This window comes from Paractinoplanes ferrugineus (assembly GCF_016862195.1).
Taxonomy (GTDB): Bacteria; Actinomycetota; Actinomycetes; order Mycobacteriales; family Micromonosporaceae; genus Actinoplanes; species Actinoplanes ferrugineus.
In genome coordinates this window covers 202,293-220,205 of the sequence record NZ_BOMM01000003.1, presented here as the reverse complement: position 1 = coordinate 220,205, position 17,913 = coordinate 202,293, and the positions used below count along the sequence as shown (strand labels likewise).

Genomic DNA, 17,913 nt, shown 5'->3' with positions numbered 1-17,913 from the left:
GTTACTTCTTCTTGGCCGCGTTTACCTTGGCGTACTTGGCCTGGAACTTCGCGACCCGGCCCGCGGTGTCGAGCACGCGCTGCTTGCCGGTGTAGAACGGGTGGCAGGCGCTGCAGGTCTCGACACGGATGTCGCCCTTGGCGGTGCTGCGGGTGTTGAAGGTGCTGCCGCAGGAGCAGATGACCTCAGTGGTCGTGTACTCCGGGTGAATTCCGCTCTTCATTGCTCTCGGTCCCTCTCTGAATGTGGTCGCCGGGTCGCTGTCAGCACCGCGCCGCCCCGCCAGGGCGGTGGGCTCGGGCGTGAACCGGAACCTTGCCGATTAACCAGTCTGCCATGCCCGGCACTCCGACGAGAAATCGGGCGACTTTCCTGATCCGGTGTCGATAACGTGAGTGGCCCTCGCAGCATTCCCGCCGGAAGGAAAGGTCCCATGACGCTGCTCGCCGACATCCTCGATCAGGTCGAACTGACCACGGCGGTGGAAACCGGACTGGTCCGGCTGCAGCGGCACCCCAGCCTGCCCCTGGTGATCTACAACTACACCGAGGCGTGCCAGTACGCGGGGGCGTGGACCCCGGTCACGCTCGCCTGCCGGGGCCTGATCGTCGACGACGCGGGGCGGATCGTCGCGCGGCCGTTCGCCAAGTTCTTCAACCACAACGAGTCGCACGCGCCGGAAGTCGACCTTGACATGAAGGTGCGCGTGACCGACAAGGCGGACGGCTCGCTCGGGATCATCTACCACGACGGGTCGCGACTCGCCGTGGCCACCCGCGGCTCCTTCACCTCCGACCAGGCGCGGCACGCCACCGAGGTGCTGCGTACGCGGTATGCCGGGGTTGTCCCGCCGGTGGGCCACACCGTGCTTGTCGAGATCGTCTACCCGGGCAACCGGATCGTGCTCGACTACGACGGGCTGGACGACCTCATCCTCCTCGGCGCCGTCGAGATGGCGACCGGCCGCAGCTACGGACCGGAGGCCGTGCCGGACTGGCCGGGACCGGTCGTGGAGAGCTTCACCTACCCGACGTTCGCCGACGCGCTCGCCGCACCGCCGCGCGCCGGTCGGGAGGGCCTGGTCGTGCACTTCACCGAGCTCGACCAGCGGGTGAAGATCAAGTACGCCGGGTACGTCCGGCTGCATCGGCTGGTCACCGGGCTCTCCGCCCGTACCGTCTGGGAAGTCATGGCCACCGGCGGTGACCTGGACGCCCTGCTCGAGCCGCTCCCGGAGGAATTCCATCCGTGGGTCCGCGGCGTCGCCGACGAGCTCACCGCCACCGTCGAGGCCCACGTGGCGGCGATCGAGGCGGCGTTCGCGGAGATCGAGGCCGGGCTGCCGGCGGGCTGGGGCCGCAAGGAGTTCGCGGCCCTGGCGGTGCGCAGCGAACACCGGGGAGCACTGTTCCTGCGGCTCGACGGCAAGGACTACCGTCCGATGATCTGGCAGCAGGCACGTCCGGACGGCGACCGGACCCCGCACGGAGTCAAGGTGACCGAGGAATGACGAGACTGCTGATCACCCGGGGGCTGCCGGCGTCCGGCAAGACCACCTTCGCCCGCAAGCTGCAGCCCCGGGTGGTCCGGGTCAACCGCGACGACCTGCGGCGGATGCTGCACGGCGACCGGCTCTTCACCCAGTGGGCCGAATCCCAGGTGACGCATGCGCAGCGGGCCGCGGTCGAGGCGCTGCTGCGGGCGCACGCCGACGTGATCGTCGACGACACCAACCTGCGGGCCAAGACCGTACGCGAATGGGCCGAACTCGCCGCCCGGCACGGCGCCACCTTCGAGGTGCACGACTTCACCGACGTACCGCTCGAGGAATGCCTGCGCCGCGACGCCGACCGGCCCGAGTCCGACCGGGTCGGCGAAGCCGGCATCCGGCGCATGCACGAGCGTTACCTGGCCGGCAAGAATCTGCCGTTGCCGGTGCCGTTCGTCGATCCGGCCGGGCCGGGAGTCGGCTACGAGCCCGATCCGGACCTGCCGCCGGCGGTGCTCGTCGACATCGACGGCACGGTCGCGCTGATGGCCGGACGCAGCCCCTACGAATGGTCGCGGGTCGGCGAGGACAACCCCAACCCGGCGGTCATCGCGGCGGTCCGGGCCATGCACGCGGCCGGCTACGCCGTCGTCTTCTGCTCCGGACGCGACGAGGTCTGCCGGCCGGAGACCGAGGCCTGGCTCGAGCTGTACGTCGGTGTCCCGTACGAGGCGCTGTTCATGCGCCCGGCCGGCGACAGCCGCAAGGACGCGATAGTCAAGCGGGAGATCTTCGATTCGCAGGTCCGGGACCGGTGGCGGGTCGCCGGGGTTTTCGACGACCGCCAACAGGTGGTACGCATGTGGCGAGCACTCGGCCTCACCGTGTTCCAGGTTGCGGAGGGAGACTTCTGACCTTGAAGTACCCACGCACCTTCCATCTGCCCGATTCGCCCGGAGCAACCGCCGACGACCGGATTCAGCGTGATCTGTCGTGGTTGGACGGTGAACTGGTGGTGACGGAGAAGCTGGACGGCGGCAACCTGACATTCACCCGCGACGCGATGTACGGCCGGTCGGTCGACTCCGGCACCCAGCCGTGGGACCGGCCGGCCAAGGCGTTGTGGGCGATGACCTCCTACCGGATACCCGACGACTGGCGGGTGTGCGGCGAGTCGATGTGGGCGCGGCGCAGCATCGCCTATTCCGATCTGCCCGGCGTGTTCATCGTCTTCGGCATCTGGGACGAAACCGACACCCTGCTGGGCTGGGACGACACGGTCGATTGGGCGCGCCGGCTGGAACTGCCGGTGGTGCCGGTGCTCTATCGCGGCGGCAGCCTCAGCGAGGCCCGCGCCGCCTGGGCGGCGCAACGCGACCCCGAGAGATCGGAGGGCTACGTGGTGCGTGCGGCCGGTCGGATCCCGGCCGCCGAGTTCACCCACAAACTGCTCAAATGGGTACGGGCTGAACATGTGCGCACCGACGCCGCGTGGCGCCACCGCGACGACTTCGCAGTGAACGAATTCGCCTAGCCCCGGCTCGCGGCGACGGCCAGTTCGTCGTGACTGCGCAGGATGCAGAACTCGTTGCCCTCCGGGTCGGCCAGCACCATCCAGCCGGAGCCGTCCGCCTTGCGCAGGTCGTCGATCGGCTTGGCGCCGAGGTCGATCAGCCGGGCCAACTCCTCGTCCCGGGTGCCCGCAGCCGGCCGCAGGTCGAAGTGGATGCGGTTCTTCACCGTCTTGGCGTCCGGCACCTGGATGAACAACACCGTGTGCGACCCGTCCCGCTTCATGATCGGGCACTCCTCGTGTCCGGGCAGGTTGGGGTCATCGGCGTTCTCCACGTAGTCGAGGACCTGCCCCCACCACTTGGCCAGCGCATAGGCGTCGGCGCAGTCCACTGTCGTGTGCGAGATGAACGAAGTCATTACCGAATGATCCCCTATTTTCGGTACGGGCACCGGCTTCCCTCCCGAGCCAGCCGGGCCGCCTCGTCGTCGAGGTAGAACGCCGGACGCAGGTCCATCTCGTCGTAGTAGCGGTGGAAGACCGGGGTGATCCCCCCGGACATCGGTGGCACGATCCACGACCAGTCGGCCGGCACCGGCCGCCCGGCCTTCTCCTCACTGCGGATGTGCGCGAGGAACCGCTGCGATTCGGTGTGGTGGTCGGACATCCGCACGTCGGCCCTCTCGAAACTCCACAGCACCGCCCGATTGATCTCGACGAGCGCCCGGTCCCGCCACAGCGTCGATTCCCTTGTGGTGTCCAACCCCATCCGCCGGGCGACGGTGGGCAGCATGTCGTAGCGGTCGGTGTCGGCGAGGTTGCGCGCGCCGATCTCGGTTCCCATGTACCACCCGTTGAACGGCGCCAGCGGATAGTGCACGCCGCCGATGGTGAGCCGCATGTTCGAGATGGCCGGTACGGCGTGCCAGCGCAGACCCAGCTCGGTGAACCAGTCGTACTCGGGGTGGGCCAGTGGAACCTCACGCACGGCCCGCTCCGGGAGCTCGTAGAGGCGTACGCCCTCGTGGGGTGTCTCGATCGCCAGCGGAAGCACGTCGAAGTGGTCGCCCTTGCCCTGCCAGCCGAATCCATTCATGGCGGCGGTGAACTCGACCTGCCCGCCGTCCCCGACCCGGCGCCCGCCCTCGTCGCGGTAGCCGGCATAACGGATCAGCTGCTCGTTCCACACCCGGGCGAACGGCTGGCCGGGCTGGGCCGCCGCGAAAACGCTGAGCACCGGCCGGAGCGGGCCGGCCCCGGCGGCCTGCAGGTGATGCACGAGCAGGGAGAAGATCTCGTCAGCCGTACGCGCCCGGCGCCGGTCGAGCACCACCAGACTGCGCCAGTAGAGCCGCCCGATGCAGCGACTCGCGTTGCGCCACGCCATCCGGGCACCGTGCGTGAGTTCCTCGGTGGTGTGCACGTAGGTACCGGTGGCGGCGATCTGCGCGCGGACGATCGCCAGTCGCGGTTCGACCGGCCCGAGCCGGGGGTTCTCGAGGTAGCAGCGACGCAGGAAGTCTTCCGCCTCGGCCGGATCGGCAGGCGCGGTCCGGTCCCACGGCTCGGTCGGATGGTCCCGGTAGCCGGGCACGATCATCGAGTTACCTCCCACGGTGAGCCGAGTGGTACTCGGAAACTTGCCCGACCCCGGGAGTGGGAAGTCAGACACCGTGTGCGACAAAAGGGACGCATCCTCATCGATGTGATGAGGATGCGTCCCTTTTGTGCGTGCTATTCGCCCGGCGTCGACTTCGCGATCTGCATCAGGAACTCGACGTTCGTGCGGGTCTGCTTGAGGCGGTCGAGCAGCAGGTCGAGCGCGGCGCCCGAGTCCAGCGAGTGCAGGACCTTGCGGAGCTTGTGGATGATCGCCAGCTCTTCCTTGCCGAGCAGGATCTCTTCCTTACGCGTGCCCGACGGGTCGATGTCGATCGCCGGGAACACCCGCTTGTCCGCGATCTTCCGGTCGAGCTTGAGCTCGGCGTTACCCGTGCCCTTGAACTCTTCGAAGATCACCGTGTCCATCATCGAGCCGGTCTCGACAAGCGCGGTGGCGAGAATGGTGAGCGAGCCACCGTTCTCGATGTTGCGCGCCGCACCCAGGAACCGCTTGGGCGGGTAGAGGGCGGTCGAGTCGATACCACCGGACATGATGCGGCCGGAGGCCGGCGCGGCCAGGTTGTAGGACCGGCCGAGACGGGTCACCGAGTCGAGCAGCACGACGACGTCGTGGCCCAGCTCGACGAGCCGCTTCGCCCGCTCGATGGCGAGCTCGGCGACCGTGGTGTGGTCCTGCGGCGGACGGTCGAACGTGGCCGCGATGACCTCGCCCTTGACCGAGCGCTGCATGTCGGTGACCTCTTCGGGCCGCTCGTCGACAAGCACGACCATCAGGTGGCACTCGGGGTTGTTGTGGGTGATCGCGTTGGCGATCGCCTGCAACACCATCGTCTTACCAGCCTTGGGCGGCGACACGATGAGCGCGCGCTGCCCCTTGCCGATCGGCATGACGAGGTCGATGACCCGGGTGGTGAGGATGTGCGGCTCGGTCTCGAGACGCAGCCGCTCCTGCGGGTAGAGCGGGGTCAGCTTGTAGAACTCGGGACGACGGCGAGCCTCGTCGGGCTCCATCCCGTTGATCGTGTCCAGCCGGACCAGCGGGTTGTACTTGTCGCGCCGGTTGTCGCCGCCGCTGTCGCGCGGAGTGGCTCGCACCGCACCGGTCACCGCGTCACCGCGGCGCAGGCCGTACTTCTTCACCTGCGACATCGACACGTAGACGTCGTTCGACCCGGACAGGTAACCGGTCGTCCGGACGAACGCGTAGTTGTCGAGCACGTCGAGGATGCCGGCCACCGGGACGAGCACATCGTCCTCGTTGACGTGCGGCTCACGGCCGCTGTCACGCTGGCCACCACCGTCGCGCTGGCCCCCGCTGTCCCGCTGGCCGCCGCTCTCCCGCTGGCCGCCACCGCCGCCGACACTGCCGGCGGTGTCGCCGTCGCGGTCACGGCCGCGGCGACGGTCCCGGAAGCGACTGCGCCGGCTGCGCCGACCGCCTTCGCCGCCGTCGTCGTCATCGTCGTGACCCTGGTCACTGGTCCGCGGGCCGCGGTCATCCCGCTGGTTGCGGTCACGGTCGTCACGCGGGCCACGGTCGCGGTCGTCGCGCTGGTTGCCGCGCTGCCGATCGCGGTTGCGGTCGCCCCGCTCCGGACGCTCGGCACGCTGCTCGCCGACCTCCGGCTGGGGCGTGGTGCTGACCGGCTCGGCAACGGGCGTGGCCGCCGCGGCGGACTCCCGCTCCCGGTCACGGTCACGCGGGGCGGTGTTGCGCTCGCGGCTGCGGCGGCTGTTGCCACCCTCGGTCGCCGGAGCCTCCGTCGCCGGAGCGGCGGCGGTCTGCGGCGCCTCGGCCGGCTTCCCGGCGACCGGTGCCTGCTCGGCAACCGGCGCCCGCTCGACCACTGGCGCCCGCTCGACGACCTGGGCCTGCTCGGCAACCGGCGCCCGCTCGACGACTGGCGCCCGCTCGGCAACCGGCGCCTTCTCGGCGATCGGGGCCGGCGCGGCCTCGGCGGTTACCTCACTGGCACGGGGGCGCGGCGCCTTCTCGGCAGCCGGCGCGCCACCACTCTGCTTCTCGGTGATGGCCGTGATCAGCTCGCCCTTACGCATCCGGGCAGTGCCGGAGATGCCGAGGGACGCGGCAAGACTCTGCAGCTCAGGCAGCAGCATCGCGGACAGCCCGGTGCCGCCCCGGCGGCGCTTCGTGGCGGTCGCGGTGGTGCCGGCGCCGTCGTCAGCGACGTCAGAAACACCCGACGTCACGTCGGTGGTGTCGCTCAATGGATTCCTTCCGTCGGAAAAAGCCCGTGTCCCCCGGTGTGCAGCCAAATCGGCCGGGAGGCTCGGAACCCGCTTCGCCGGAGCGGCGCGGGAGTTATGCAGCACAGCAGCCCGACGGTGTCCCTGCCCGTCTTACGTTGACGAGTAGGTCTCGGCGAGTGCAGCGACGTGGGAGAACTGCTACTTCGGCGTGTGCCTTGCTAGAGAGACGGCAGAACCGGCCGGAGTCTCGGGGGTGCGCGCCGAACCGCAGGAATCGCTTGCTTCGCGGCTGTGCTAGGTCCTGAGCGTAGTCAACTCTTACGACCTGCGGCAACAGGGCCCCGCTAGGCGAGTTCCACCATACTCCCTTTGACAAGAGCACCGTGCGCATCCACGCCCAACATCTCGACGCGCCATTCAGCTCCGGCGTGGAAATCGGCCGGGACCTCGGACAATGCGATCACGGTCGGGCCCGCGCCACTCACCACCGCGGCCACGCCGACCGATCGAAGCGCCGCCACCAGCGACGCGGTGCCCGGCATGGCCACGGCCCGATAGCCCTGGTGCAGCCGATCCTCGGTGGCCGGCAGCAGATGACCGGGATCGGTGGTGAGGGCGTGCGTGAGCAGCGCCGCGCGACCGGCGTTGAACGACGCGTCGGCGTGCGGAACCTCGAAAGGCAACGCGGCGCGAGCGCTCGCGGTGTAGCCACGCTCGGTCGGGATGAAGACCTTCGGCCGTACGGCCGGGTGTGTGTCCAACCGCACAGCGCGCCCGCCGGCGCCCTCGGTCCACGCGATGGTGAAGCCGCCCAACAGGCACGGAGCGACATTGTCGGGATGTCCCTCGAGCCGGGCCGCGAGGCGCAGGGCGGCCTCGTCGTCCAGCAGTCGGCGGCCGCCCGCGACCAGCCCGCGGGCCAGCTCGATGCCGCCGACGATGGCCGCCGAGGAGGAGCCGAGGCCGCGGGCCTGGGGGATGCGGTTGACGCACTCCACCGCCAGCCCGGCGGGACGCCCGCCGAGCTCGTCGAAGGCCGCCAGCATCGCCCGGACGACCAGGTGCTGTTCGTCGCCGGGCAACTCGCCGGCGCCCTCACCGGTCACGGTCACCCCGAAGCCGCCGTCGGTGACCCGGGCGGTCAGGTCGTCGTAGAGGGTCAGCGCGAGACCCATAGCGTCGAAGCCGGGGCCCAGGTTGGCGCTGGTGGCCGGCGTGCGCACGGAAACCGGCTCGGTCACGAAGGTCAGGCCCATCGGCACATGCTAAGCGTTGATCACGCACGGAAATGTCGCACCCGACCGGTACGGTTCGCCGGTGATCTCAGTTGGCGCGTTCTTCGGGACCTTCCTGGTGCAGGCACCGGTCTTCGGCGTGCTCGTGGTGGGTCTGGTCCTGCTCGGCACCCAGGGCCGCCGCCTGCCCCCGCGCAGCCGGCAGCTGGCCCGCCTCGGCCTGGTGATCATGCTGGTCGAGGGCGCCGCGTCGATGCTGTGGACGGCCCTGCTGCCACAGCTGCTGTCGCGGATGTCCTATGAGCGAGGCTTCGTGCAGACCTACGGCATCGCCAGCGCGATCTTCGGCATCATCATGTCGCTGCTGGTCGCCGCCGGCCTCGGCCTGCTCATCGCGGCTCTGCTGGCCGCACGCCAGCCGGCTCCGCCGCCACCGGGAGCCGCCCCCACCCCTTGGGGCCCGCCGCCGGGCGCCGCCCCGGCCACCTGGGGCCCGCCACCCGGTGCCGTCCCACCCGATTCGGCCCCACCCAGCCCGACCCCACCCAGCCCGACCCCACCCAGCCCGGCCGCCCCCGGCTCAGTCCCGCCCGTCGGCACCGTCCCGCCCGCTGATCGGTGACGGCTGGTCGGTGAGCGAGAGCTTGCGGGTCGCGATCCGCCAGCCGATCGCATAGACGGCGGTGACCAGGCCACAACCGGCCAGGATCACCCGCTCGTCGACCCGGTCGACCACGGCGGTGGCGACCAGTTGGCTGATCGCGATGGCCATCGTCGCCAGCATCATGTCCAGGGCGAAGACGCGGCCTCGTAAGCGGTCCGGCACCTCGCTCTGCAGGGCGTAGTTCGACAGCGTCCAGTTGGCGCCACCGGCGAAGTGCGCCACGAAGACCAGCACGAGCACGAGCGGGAACCAGGGTGCGAAGGCCACCCCGAGATAGCTCACGCCGTAGAGCGCCATCGACAGCGCCAGGCAGGTCAGCAGCCACGAGCGGCGACCGAGCACCGGCCGCAACACGAACGGCCCGACCAGCGCACCGGCGCCGCGCACCGCGAAAAGCAGGCCGGCGCCCAGGAAACCGGCCCCGTGCAGGGCGGCGATCAGCGGAAACACGATGAGCACGCCGTTGCCGAGACCGGCCGCCGCCTTGACCGTGATGAGCGCCCGCACCAGCGGCCGGGCCCGGATGTAACGCAACGCCTCGCGCATCGCGTGCCACGCGGCCGGTCGTTCCGCCGAGCGGGGTGCCTGCAACGGGCGCCGGACCAGGGCGGTCAGGGTCGCGCCGAGCAGCAGGCAGACGGCGGTGATGCCGAAACTCGGGTACGGCCCCCAGACGCTGCCGACCACGCCACCCAGCGATGCGCCGACGATCGTCATGGTGCCCCACGTCGAGCCGGAGATCGCGTTCGCGGCGGCCAGGTCGGCCGGCTCGACGACGTTGGGCAGGGCCGCCGACGCGGCCGGCGTGTAGAACGCCTTGGCCACCGCCATCGCGCCGATCGCGACCAGGGCCAGCGGCGCGGTGGCCGCCGACCGCACCGCGAACAGCAGCAGCACCGCGGCGAACGCGGCGAGATTGGCGAGCATCAGGATGCGGCGGCGGTCGAACCGGTCGGCCACCGTACCGGTGAACGGCAGCAGCAGCGCGCTGATCCCGGTGTCGACCGCCAGCACCAGGCCGCCCCACACGCCGCTGCCGGTCAGCTCGGGCAGCAGCACCAGCAGCGGCACCATGACGAACCAGTCCGAGCCGAAAACCACCAGCTCGGCGCCGAAGAGGCGGCGGAAGTCGCGGTTGCGGGTAAGGACCGAAAGCATTGACGGCACGTACCGGAACGGTACGCGCCGTCAATTGCGGGCCCTACCTCATTTCGGCTCGTCCTTGCGCCGCGACACCTTCAGGACCTCGAACTGGTCGGTGTAGCCGCGCAACGCCCCGCTCGACGCGGCCGGCTCCACCACCGTGTCCGCCGGCAGCACGTCGCCCTTCTCGGTGGACTGCGGCGCCTGCGGGTCGGTCTCCGCCGGCAGGCCCTTGGCCGCCCGCTTCGCGGCCCGTTTGGCCTTACGCCGCTCCTTGCCGTTCTCCACCATCGTGTAGAGCGTCGGCACCAGCACCAGGGTCAGCAGCGTCGAGCTGACCAGGCCGCCGATGACCACAATGGCCAGTGGCTGGCTGATGAAGCCGCCCTCACCGGTGAGCCCGAGAGCCATCGGCAGCAGCGCGAAGATGGTCGCGATGGCGGTCATCAGGATCGGCCGCAGCCGGTGCCGGCCGCCCTCGACCACCGCCTCCTGAACACCCATCCCGGCCAGGCGGTAATGGTTGATCAGGTCCATCAGGACGATCGCGTTGGTGACCACGATGCCGACCAGCATCAGCACGCCGATCAGTGCCGGTACGCCGAGCGCGGTGCCGGTGACCAGCAGCAGGATGATGGCACCGGTGGCCGCGAACGGGATCGACACCAGCAGGATGACCGGCTGGATCAGGCTGCGGAACGTCGCCACCATGATGATGAAGACGATCGCGATGGCCGCGAGCACGGCGAGCAGCAGTTGCTGGAACGCCTCGGCCTGGTCGGCGCTGGCGCCGCCGAGCGACCACGACGCACCGGCCGGCAGGGTGAGCGCGTCCAGCTTCTTGCGCAGTTCCTTGGTGGTCGCACCGACGTCGGAACTGGTCGCGGTGCCGGTGACCGACGCGCTGCGGTTGCCGTCGACCCGGGTGACCTTCTCCGGCCCGGACACCTCGTTGACCTCGGCGACCTGGTCGAGCCGCACCGGGCCACGAGCGGTGGTGAGCGGCATCGCCTTGAGCGCGGCGGCGTCGGCCGGCGCTTCGCCGAACGAGATGACCACCTTTTCGCTGGCGCCGTCGACCGACACCTGACCGGCCGGGGCATCCCGGAACGCGGCGGCCACGCTCTGGCCGATCGACGCCTCGGTGAGGCCGTAGCTCGCCGCCACGTCCCGCTTCACCTTCACGTCGAGCCGCGGCACACTCGCGGCCAGCGTGGTCTTCACGTCGGCGACCCCGCCGGTGGCCGACATGGCCTGCTGCACCTGCTGCACGGCGGTCGAGAGCACGTCGTTGTCAGCCGCCTTGACCTGCACGGACAGCTCGCTGCCGCCCAGGCCGGAACTGTCGCCGCCGATGGTGACGTCGCCGACGTCGGTCATCGACTCGAACTGCTTGCGCAGCTCGCCGGTGACCTTCTCGGCGTCGGCGTCCTCGTCGAGCCCGACCTGGAAGCTGGCCGCGCTCGCGCCGGCGGAACCGGCGAACGGGTTGAAGTCGCTGCTGTTGCCGATCGTGACCTGGTAGGTCTTCACGTCGTCGCGGGCGGCGAGGACCGCCTCGATCTTCTTGGCCGCGGTGTCGGTGGCGGCGAGGCTGGTGCCGACCGGCATCTCCTGGGAGATGCTCAGCGAGTCCTGCCCCGACTGGTCCAGGAAGTTGGTCTTGAGCTGGCCCGCCAGCACGCCGGTGCCGAGGAGCACGAACACGCCGATCAGCAGGGTCGCGACGCGCCGCTGGGTGGCGAACCGGATCACCGGGAGGTAGGCACGCTGCAGCGGGCTGCGGAGCTCCTTCTCCTCCGCGGCCTTGCGGACCGCCTCGGTGTCCGAACCGGCCGGCGGCGGCTTGAGGAACCAGAACGCCAGGACCGGAACCACGGTCAGCGCCACGAACAGCGACGCGAGCAGGGCGACGGTCACGGTGATCGCGAAGGACGAGAAGATCTGCCCGACGAAGCCGCCGACGAGCGCGATCGGCAGGAAGACTGCGACTGTGGTGAGGGTCGAGGCGGTGACCGCACCGGACACCTCACGGACCGCCGCGATGATCGCGTGACCCTTCTGTTCCCCGTACTCGAGATGTCGTTTGATGTTTTCCAGGACGACGATCGAGTCGTCGACCACCCGGCCGACCGCGATCGTCAGCGCGCCCAGGGTGAGCAGGTTGAGCGTGTAGTCGCCGACCCACAGCGCGATCAGCGCGATCAGCACGGACAGCGGGATCGACACGGCCGTGACGAGCGTCGAGCGCACCGAGAGCAGGAAGATCAGGATGACGATCACGGCCATCACCAGGCCGAGCAGGCCCTCGGTGGTCAGGCTCTCGATCGACCGCTCCACGAACGGCGCCTGGTCGGTGACGACGGTGAGCTTCGCGCCGGAGTCCTTGGCCAGGTCGGCGAGCTTGTCGCGGACCGCGTGGGAGATCTGCACCGGGTTGCCGTCGGGTTTGGCCGTCACCGCGATGCCGAGGCTGTCATTGCCGTCGGTACGGGTGTAGGCGGTGGCGGTGGGCAGCTTGCTCTCCACCGCGGCGACGTCACCGAGCTTGACCGGGCCACGACTGCCGGTGAGGAAGAGGCCCTTGATGTCGTCGACCGACGTGATCGGGTTGCCGACCTGCACGTTCAGCGAACGATTGCCGTCGCTGACCGCACCGGCCGGGATCGAGATGCCGTTGGACTGCAGGAGCGTCGTCAACGCCTGCGGGCTGACTCCCGCCGCCGTCATCTTGGCCAGGTCGGGCGTGATGACGACCTGCTTGGCCCGGGCGCCGGTCACCTGGGTGTCACGCACCCCGGCGATCGCGTTGAGCTCGGGAACCACGATCTGGTTAAGCTTGTTGAGCAGGTCGCTCTCATCGGTGCCGCCGGAGGCCGCGAGGATGATCGCGGGGATGTCGTCGGTGCTGCCGGAGAAGATCTGCGGCTCGACGTTGTCGGGCAACTGCGGCTGGAGCCGGTTGACCGACGTGGTGAGCTGGTTGACGGCCTGGTCGATGTCCGTGCCGTAGACGAAGGACACCACGACCGTGGCGAAGCCCTCGCTGGTCGTCGATTGGACGGAGTCGATGCCGTCGGCACCCTTGACCGCGTCCTCGATCGGCTTGGTCACCTGGTCCTGGATGATCTCGGGACCGGCACCGGGCAGCGCCGCGCTGATGAACGCGGCGGGCAGCTCGATCGTCGGGAACAGCTGCTGTTTGAGAGATGGGATGGCGTAGACCCCGAAACCGCTGATCACGATCGCGATCAAGGCCACGAGGCCTCGGTTGGCGAGACTGAGCCGGGTCAGGAATGACATGGACGCTCCCCCCGTAAAAGTTCGGCCTGCACGAATAGTTTGCCTGACGCGAACAAATGATTTTTCGCCGGGGTCCGCTGGTACCGTCCGGCCATCAGAGCTTCACGAAGAAGGGTTGTCATTGGCCGGGAACGAACAGCTCATCGCGGACATTATGGGCACGCAGCAGCGTCTCCAGCAGTTGTTCGGGTGGGACCGCTCCGATCCGCTCTTCTCGTCCCACCTGACGCTGTCCCAGCTCAAGATCCTCATGCTGCTCGCCCGGCACGGCAATGTGTCGGGCGGCGAACTGGCCGGCCTGCTCGACGTCGGCCTGGCCACGCTCAGCGGCATGGTGGACCGGCTCGTCCAGCAGGACCTGGTGGCCCGCACCGAGGACGCGCACGATCGACGCGTCCGCCGGATCGGCCTGTCGAGGAAGGGCAGCCAGCTCATCGGGAGCATCTTGAACGCCGGCGAGTCGAAGATGCGCGCTCTCCTCAGCCGCCTCTCAGACGAACAACTCGAGATCGTGGCTCAAGCGTCGCTTCTTCTGCTGAAGGCGGCTGAGGAGGAGTCAGGCCAGGCCTAGCTCCCGCGCGGCGATCATCACGTCGTTCTGGATGGTGGTGGGCGACGGGGCGGTCGAGATCGCCCACTCCGGGTCCTTGAGGCCGTGCCCGGTGACCGTGCAGACCACCGTCGAACCGGCCGGCACCTTGCCCGCCTGCGCCTGCTGGAGCAGACCGGCGACGCTGGCCGCGCTGGCCAGCTCGACGAAGACGCCGACCTCACGGGCGAGCAGGCGGTAGGCGGAGAGGATCTCCCGGTCGGTGACCGCCTCGATGAGGCCCCCCGAGGTGTCCCGGGCGTCCAGTGCCTTGGTCCAGCTCGCCGGGTTGCCGATGCGGATGGCGGTGGCGATCGTCGACGGCTCCGGAACGACCTCGCCGTTCACGATCGGGGCCGCGCCGGACGCCTGAAACCCGTACATCTTCGGCATCTTCGTGGCGTTACCGGCGTCTTTGTCCTCGAGATAGCCCATCCAGTAGGCCGAGATGTTGCCGGCGTTACCGACCGGCAGGCAGTGGATGTCGGGTGCGTCGCCGAGGGCCTCGACGATCTCGAAGGAGGCGGTCTTCTGCCCGTGCAGGCGGAAGATGTTCACCGAGTTGACCAGGGAGACCGGGAAGTCCTGCGACAGCTTGGCGGCAAGCGCCAGGCAGTCGTCGAAGTTGCCGTTCACCTGGAGCAGCTTGGCCCCGTGCACAAGGGCCTGGGCCAGTTTGCCGAGCGCGATCTTGCCCTGCGGCACGAGCACCGCACAGGTCAGGCCGGCCCGGGCCGCGTACGCCGCGGCGGACGCGCTGGTGTTGCCGGTGGAGGCGCAGATGATCGCCTTCGAGCCCTCCTCGACCGCCTTGGACACGGCCATCGTCATGCCGCGGTCCTTGAACGAACCGGTCGGGTTGGCTCCCTCGACTTTGAGGTAGACATCGGCGCCGACGCGCTGGGACAGCACCGGCGCGGGCACGAGCGGGGTGTTCCCCTCGTGCAACGTGACCACCGGGGTGGTGCCGGTGACCGGCAGCCGGTCCCGGTACCGCTCGATCAGTCCCCGATACATGGCCATTCTCAATCCCTCACTCCGGACGGTGGCTTACAGCCTCGACATTGTTGCCGTCCGGATCGCGGACGAACGCCCCGTAGTAGTTCTCGTGGTATTCCTCGTGGATGCGGGGCTCGTGCAGCACCTCGGCGCCGTTTTTGACGGCGGCCGCGAAGAAGGCGTCGACCTGGGCCCGGTCGGCCGCGACGAACGCGATGTGCGACTCGCGGAAACCCTGGCCCTCATTGAACTCGCCGATCCAGAAATCCGCGTGCTCACCGGAGCCGTAACCGAGCGCGACCCGGAAGTCGGCCAGCCGGCGCACCCCGAGCGGCGCCAGCACGGCGTCGTAGAACGCCCCGCTCGCGGCCAGATCGGCGCATTGGAACCCCACGTGGTCGAGCATGGCTCAGGCCCCTCCCTCGACGCGCAGCACGCTGGCGATGGATCGGACTATGTCCAGTTGCGACAGAGACTCGACCGTAGCGGCAAGGTTCGCGTCGGGGGCGCCGTGGGTGACGATCACCAGCTTGGCGTCGTCTTCCCGGCCCGACTGGCGGACCGTGGCGATGGACACCTCGTGCTTGGCGAAGACGCCGGCGACCGCGGCCAGCACGCCCGGCTTGTCGTCGACGTCGAGGTTGATGTGGTAGCGGGTGACCGCCTCGCCGATCGGCCGTACCGGCAGGTGGGCGTAGTTGCTCTCGCTCGGCGCCCGGAAGCCGCCGAGCCGGTTGCGGGCCGCCGCGACGATGTCGCCGAGCACCGCGCTCGCGGTCGGCGTGCCGCCCGCGCCCCGGCCGTAGAACATCAGCTGACCGGCCGCGTCGGCCTCGACGAAGACGGCGTTGAAGGCGTCGCCGACACCGGCCAGCGGGTGCGAGTACGGAATCATCGCCGGGTGCACCCGCACACTCACCGACTCGTGGCCGGCCGAGTCGGGGCCGCGCTCGGCGATGCACAGCAGCTTGATCGTGCAGCCCATCTCCTTGGCGCTGGCCATGTCGCCGGCGGTCACCCCGGTCATGCCCTCACGGAACACGTCGGCCGCGGTGACCCGGGAGTGGAACGCCAGCGAGGCGAGGATGGCCGCCTTGGCCGCGGCGTCGAAGCCCTCCACGTCGGCGGTCGGGTCGGCCTCGGCGTAACCCAGCTCGGTGGCCTCCTCGAGGGCCTCGCTGAAGCCGGCGCCGGTGCTGTCCATCGACGAGAGGATGAAGTTGGTGGTGCCGTTGACGATGCCGGTGACCCGGGTGACCCGGTCGCCGTGCAGCGACTCGCGCAGCGGCCGCAGCAGCGGGATCGCACCCGCCACCGAAGCCTCGTAGTAGAGGTCGGCGTTGCCGTCGGCGGCGGCGTCGTGCAACGCGGCGCCGTCCTCGGCCAGCAGCGCCTTGTTGGCGGTGATCACACTCTTGCCCGCGCGCAACGCCTCCACCAGCCAGGTGCGCGCCGGCTCGATGCCGCCGACCACCTCGACGACCACGTCCACGTCGTCCCGCTTGACCAGGCCGAGCGCGTCGGTGGTGAACAGGTCCGGGTCGACCGGGAGATCTCCGCGCGCCCGGCCGAGCCGCCGCACCGCGACGCCGACGATCTCCAGCGGTGCGCCGATCCGCGCGGTGAGGTCGCCGGCCTGGTCGTGCAGCAGGCGGATGACTTCGGAACCGACCGTCCCGCACCCGAGCAGCGCAAGGCGGAGCGGTTTCTCGTCGCTTCGGTTCCGGGGTTTGCCGCTGCGGGCAGACTCAGAGCTCATCCAACATCCAATGCGAGCAGGTCGTCCTCGGTCTCCCGGCGCACGATCACCCGGGAGGCGCCGTCGCGCACCGCCACCACCGGCGGCCGAGGCACGTGGTTGTAGTTGCTGGCCATGCTCCGGCAATAGGCGCCGGTTCCCGGCACCGCGATAAAATCTCCGGGCTGCACGTCAGCGGGCAGGAATTCATCCTTCACGACGATGTCCCCGCTTTCACAATGCTTTCCCACGACGCGGGCCAGCATCGGCTCGGCGGCGCTCGCCCGGTTGGCCATCGTCGCCGAGTAGGACGCGTCGTACAACGCGGTGCGGATGTTGTCGCTCATGCCGCCGTCGACACTCACGTAGGTCCGGATGCCGTCGACGTCCTTGACCGTGCCGACCTCGTAGAGGGTGAAGACGGCGGGGCCGACGATCGCGCGACCGGGCTCGATGGAGAGCCGGGGCCGGCGCAGATTGGCCAGCTCGCACTCGGAATCGACGATCTTGTTGATCCGCTTGGCCAGGTCGCCCGGCGTGGCCGGGTCGTCCTGGGTGGTGTAGGCGATGCCGAAGCCGCCGCCCAGGTCGAGGTCGGGCAGCTCGACCCCGCGGGCGTCGCGGATCTGCGCCTGCAGCTCGACGATGCGGCGGGCGGCCACCTCGAAGCCGCTGGTGTCGAAGATCTGCGAGCCGATGTGCGAGTGCAGCCCGATGAGGTCGAGGACGCCGTCGTCGAGGATGCGCACGGCGGCCGCGAAGGCGGCGCCGCCGGCCAGCGAGAAACCGAACTTCTGGTCCTCGTGCGCGGTCGCGATGAACTCGTGGGTGTGAGCCTCGACACCGACCGTCACGCGGATCAGCACTCGGGGTCGTTTACCCTGCTCACGCGCCAGCTCGGTGAGCCGGGTGATCTCGTCGAAGGAGTCGACGATGATCCGGCCGACCCCCGCTTGCAGGGCCCGTTGCAGCTCGCGGGGCGACTTGTTGTTGCCGTGGAAGCCGATCTTCTCCGGCGGGAAGCCGGCCTTGAGGGCGACCGCCAACTCGCCACCGGTGCACACGTCGAGGAACAGGCCCTCCTCGTGGACGATCTTGACGACCGCCTTGCAGAGGAACGACTTGCCGGCATAGAAGACGTCCGCGTCGGCGAACGCGGCCACGAACTCCCGGCATCGCGAACGCAGGTCGGCCTCGTCGAGGAAGTAGGCGGGGGTGCCGTACTCCTCCGCCAGCTCGGCCACGCTGACCCCGCCGACCTGCAAGAACCCGGTCTCGGCGCGGGTCACTGTGCGCGGCCAGAGTTGCGGCACGAGGGCGTTGACGTCCCCGGGCGTACGCAACCAGGCGGGCCCGGTGTATCCGAGGTCGCCGTGCAGCGCCCCGGCCTCATGAGCTCGCATGCC

General features: G+C 69.6%; 16 protein-coding genes. 5 read left to right on the top strand and 11 right to left on the bottom strand.

The features are described from left to right. Position 1 precedes the first annotated feature (1 nt). Positions 2-223, bottom strand: a complete 222-nt coding sequence (rpmE, locus tag Afe05nite_RS03810; RefSeq protein ID WP_203815528.1) for a 50S ribosomal protein L31 — start codon at positions 221-223, stop codon at positions 2-4. Positions 224-433: 210 nt separating this feature from the next. On the opposite strand from rpmE, the gene Afe05nite_RS03805 reads away from it, so the two are divergent. Genes Afe05nite_RS03805 through Afe05nite_RS03795 form a run of 3 tightly spaced genes read left to right on the top strand, consistent with a single transcriptional unit; the run spans position 434 to position 3,023 of the window. Then, complete coding sequence (locus tag Afe05nite_RS03805) at positions 434-1,510, top strand: RNA ligase (protein ID WP_203815527.1); 1,077 nt, start codon at positions 434-436, stop codon at positions 1,508-1,510. After that, positions 1,507-2,403, top strand: coding sequence for a phosphatase domain-containing protein (locus tag Afe05nite_RS03800; RefSeq protein ID WP_203815526.1), 897 nt, complete (start codon positions 1,507-1,509; stop codon positions 2,401-2,403). The genes Afe05nite_RS03805 and Afe05nite_RS03800 overlap by 4 nt, the downstream gene beginning before the upstream one ends. A gap of 2 nt (positions 2,404-2,405) precedes the next feature. Continuing rightward, positions 2,406-3,023, top strand: coding sequence for an RNA ligase family protein (locus Afe05nite_RS03795; protein ID WP_203815525.1), 618 nt, complete (start codon positions 2,406-2,408; stop codon positions 3,021-3,023). On the opposite strand, the gene Afe05nite_RS03790 is transcribed toward Afe05nite_RS03795, so the two are convergent. From Afe05nite_RS03790 to thrB, 4 genes are all read right to left on the bottom strand, one after another. Continuing rightward, on the bottom strand, positions 3,020-3,421 hold the full coding sequence (locus Afe05nite_RS03790; RefSeq protein WP_203815524.1) for a VOC family protein: 402 nt from the start codon (positions 3,419-3,421) through the stop codon (positions 3,020-3,022). The genes Afe05nite_RS03795 and Afe05nite_RS03790 overlap by 4 nt on opposite strands. Before the next feature lie 14 nt (positions 3,422-3,435). Further along, entirely contained in the window at positions 3,436-4,602 is a 1,167-nt protein-coding gene (locus Afe05nite_RS03785; protein WP_203815523.1) for a nitric oxide synthase oxygenase, read from the bottom strand. A gap of 134 nt (positions 4,603-4,736) precedes the next feature. Further along, a complete protein-coding gene (rho, locus tag Afe05nite_RS03780; RefSeq protein WP_203815522.1) occupies positions 4,737-6,854 on the bottom strand; it encodes a transcription termination factor Rho in 2,118 nt (705 codons plus the stop codon). A gap of 326 nt (positions 6,855-7,180) precedes the next feature. Continuing rightward, the gene (gene thrB, locus Afe05nite_RS03775) at positions 7,181-8,092 is read right to left on the bottom strand and encodes a homoserine kinase (protein WP_203815521.1); all 912 of its coding nucleotides are present in this window, start codon (positions 8,090-8,092) and stop codon (positions 7,181-7,183) included. A 61-nt stretch (positions 8,093-8,153) separates the two neighbouring features. On the opposite strand from thrB, the gene Afe05nite_RS03770 reads away from it, so the two are divergent. Further along, on the top strand, positions 8,154-8,693 hold the full coding sequence (locus tag Afe05nite_RS03770; protein WP_203815520.1) for a hypothetical protein: 540 nt from the start codon (positions 8,154-8,156) through the stop codon (positions 8,691-8,693). On the opposite strand, the gene Afe05nite_RS03765 is transcribed toward Afe05nite_RS03770, so the two are convergent. After that, positions 8,652-9,902: an MFS transporter gene (locus Afe05nite_RS03765; protein WP_203815519.1), complete on the bottom strand. Its 1,251-nt coding sequence runs from the start codon at positions 9,900-9,902 to the stop codon at positions 8,652-8,654. The two genes, Afe05nite_RS03770 and Afe05nite_RS03765, sit on opposite strands and share 42 nt — an antisense overlap. Before the next feature lie 39 nt (positions 9,903-9,941). After that, positions 9,942-13,181 carry an efflux RND transporter permease subunit gene (locus Afe05nite_RS03760; protein ID WP_203815518.1) on the bottom strand — a complete coding sequence of 1,080 codons (3,240 nt, stop codon included), beginning with the start codon at positions 13,179-13,181 and terminating at the stop codon, positions 9,942-9,944. A 121-nt stretch (positions 13,182-13,302) separates the two neighbouring features. Here Afe05nite_RS03760 and Afe05nite_RS03755 point away from each other — a divergent pair, with 121 nt between their 5' ends. Further along, positions 13,303-13,752, top strand: a complete 450-nt coding sequence (locus Afe05nite_RS03755; RefSeq protein ID WP_203815517.1) for a MarR family winged helix-turn-helix transcriptional regulator — start codon at positions 13,303-13,305, stop codon at positions 13,750-13,752. Here Afe05nite_RS03755 and thrC read toward each other — a convergent pair. Genes thrC through lysA form a run of 4 tightly spaced genes read right to left on the bottom strand, consistent with a single transcriptional unit; the run spans position 13,738 to position 17,910 of the window. After that, the gene (gene thrC, locus Afe05nite_RS03750) at positions 13,738-14,787 is read right to left on the bottom strand and encodes a threonine synthase (RefSeq protein WP_203815629.1); all 1,050 of its coding nucleotides are present in this window, start codon (positions 14,785-14,787) and stop codon (positions 13,738-13,740) included. The genes Afe05nite_RS03755 and thrC overlap by 15 nt on opposite strands. A gap of 16 nt (positions 14,788-14,803) precedes the next feature. Then, positions 14,804-15,175 carry a VOC family protein gene (locus Afe05nite_RS03745; RefSeq protein ID WP_203815516.1) on the bottom strand — a complete coding sequence of 124 codons (372 nt, stop codon included), beginning with the start codon at positions 15,173-15,175 and terminating at the stop codon, positions 14,804-14,806. A 3-nt stretch (positions 15,176-15,178) separates the two neighbouring features. Beyond that, positions 15,179-16,528: a homoserine dehydrogenase gene (locus Afe05nite_RS03740; protein WP_203815515.1), complete on the bottom strand. Its 1,350-nt coding sequence runs from the start codon at positions 16,526-16,528 to the stop codon at positions 15,179-15,181. After that, entirely contained in the window at positions 16,525-17,910 is a 1,386-nt protein-coding gene (lysA, locus tag Afe05nite_RS03735) for a diaminopimelate decarboxylase (RefSeq protein ID WP_203815514.1), read from the bottom strand. Before lysA ends, Afe05nite_RS03740 begins: the two co-directional genes overlap by 4 nt. Positions 17,911-17,913 lie beyond the last annotated feature (3 nt).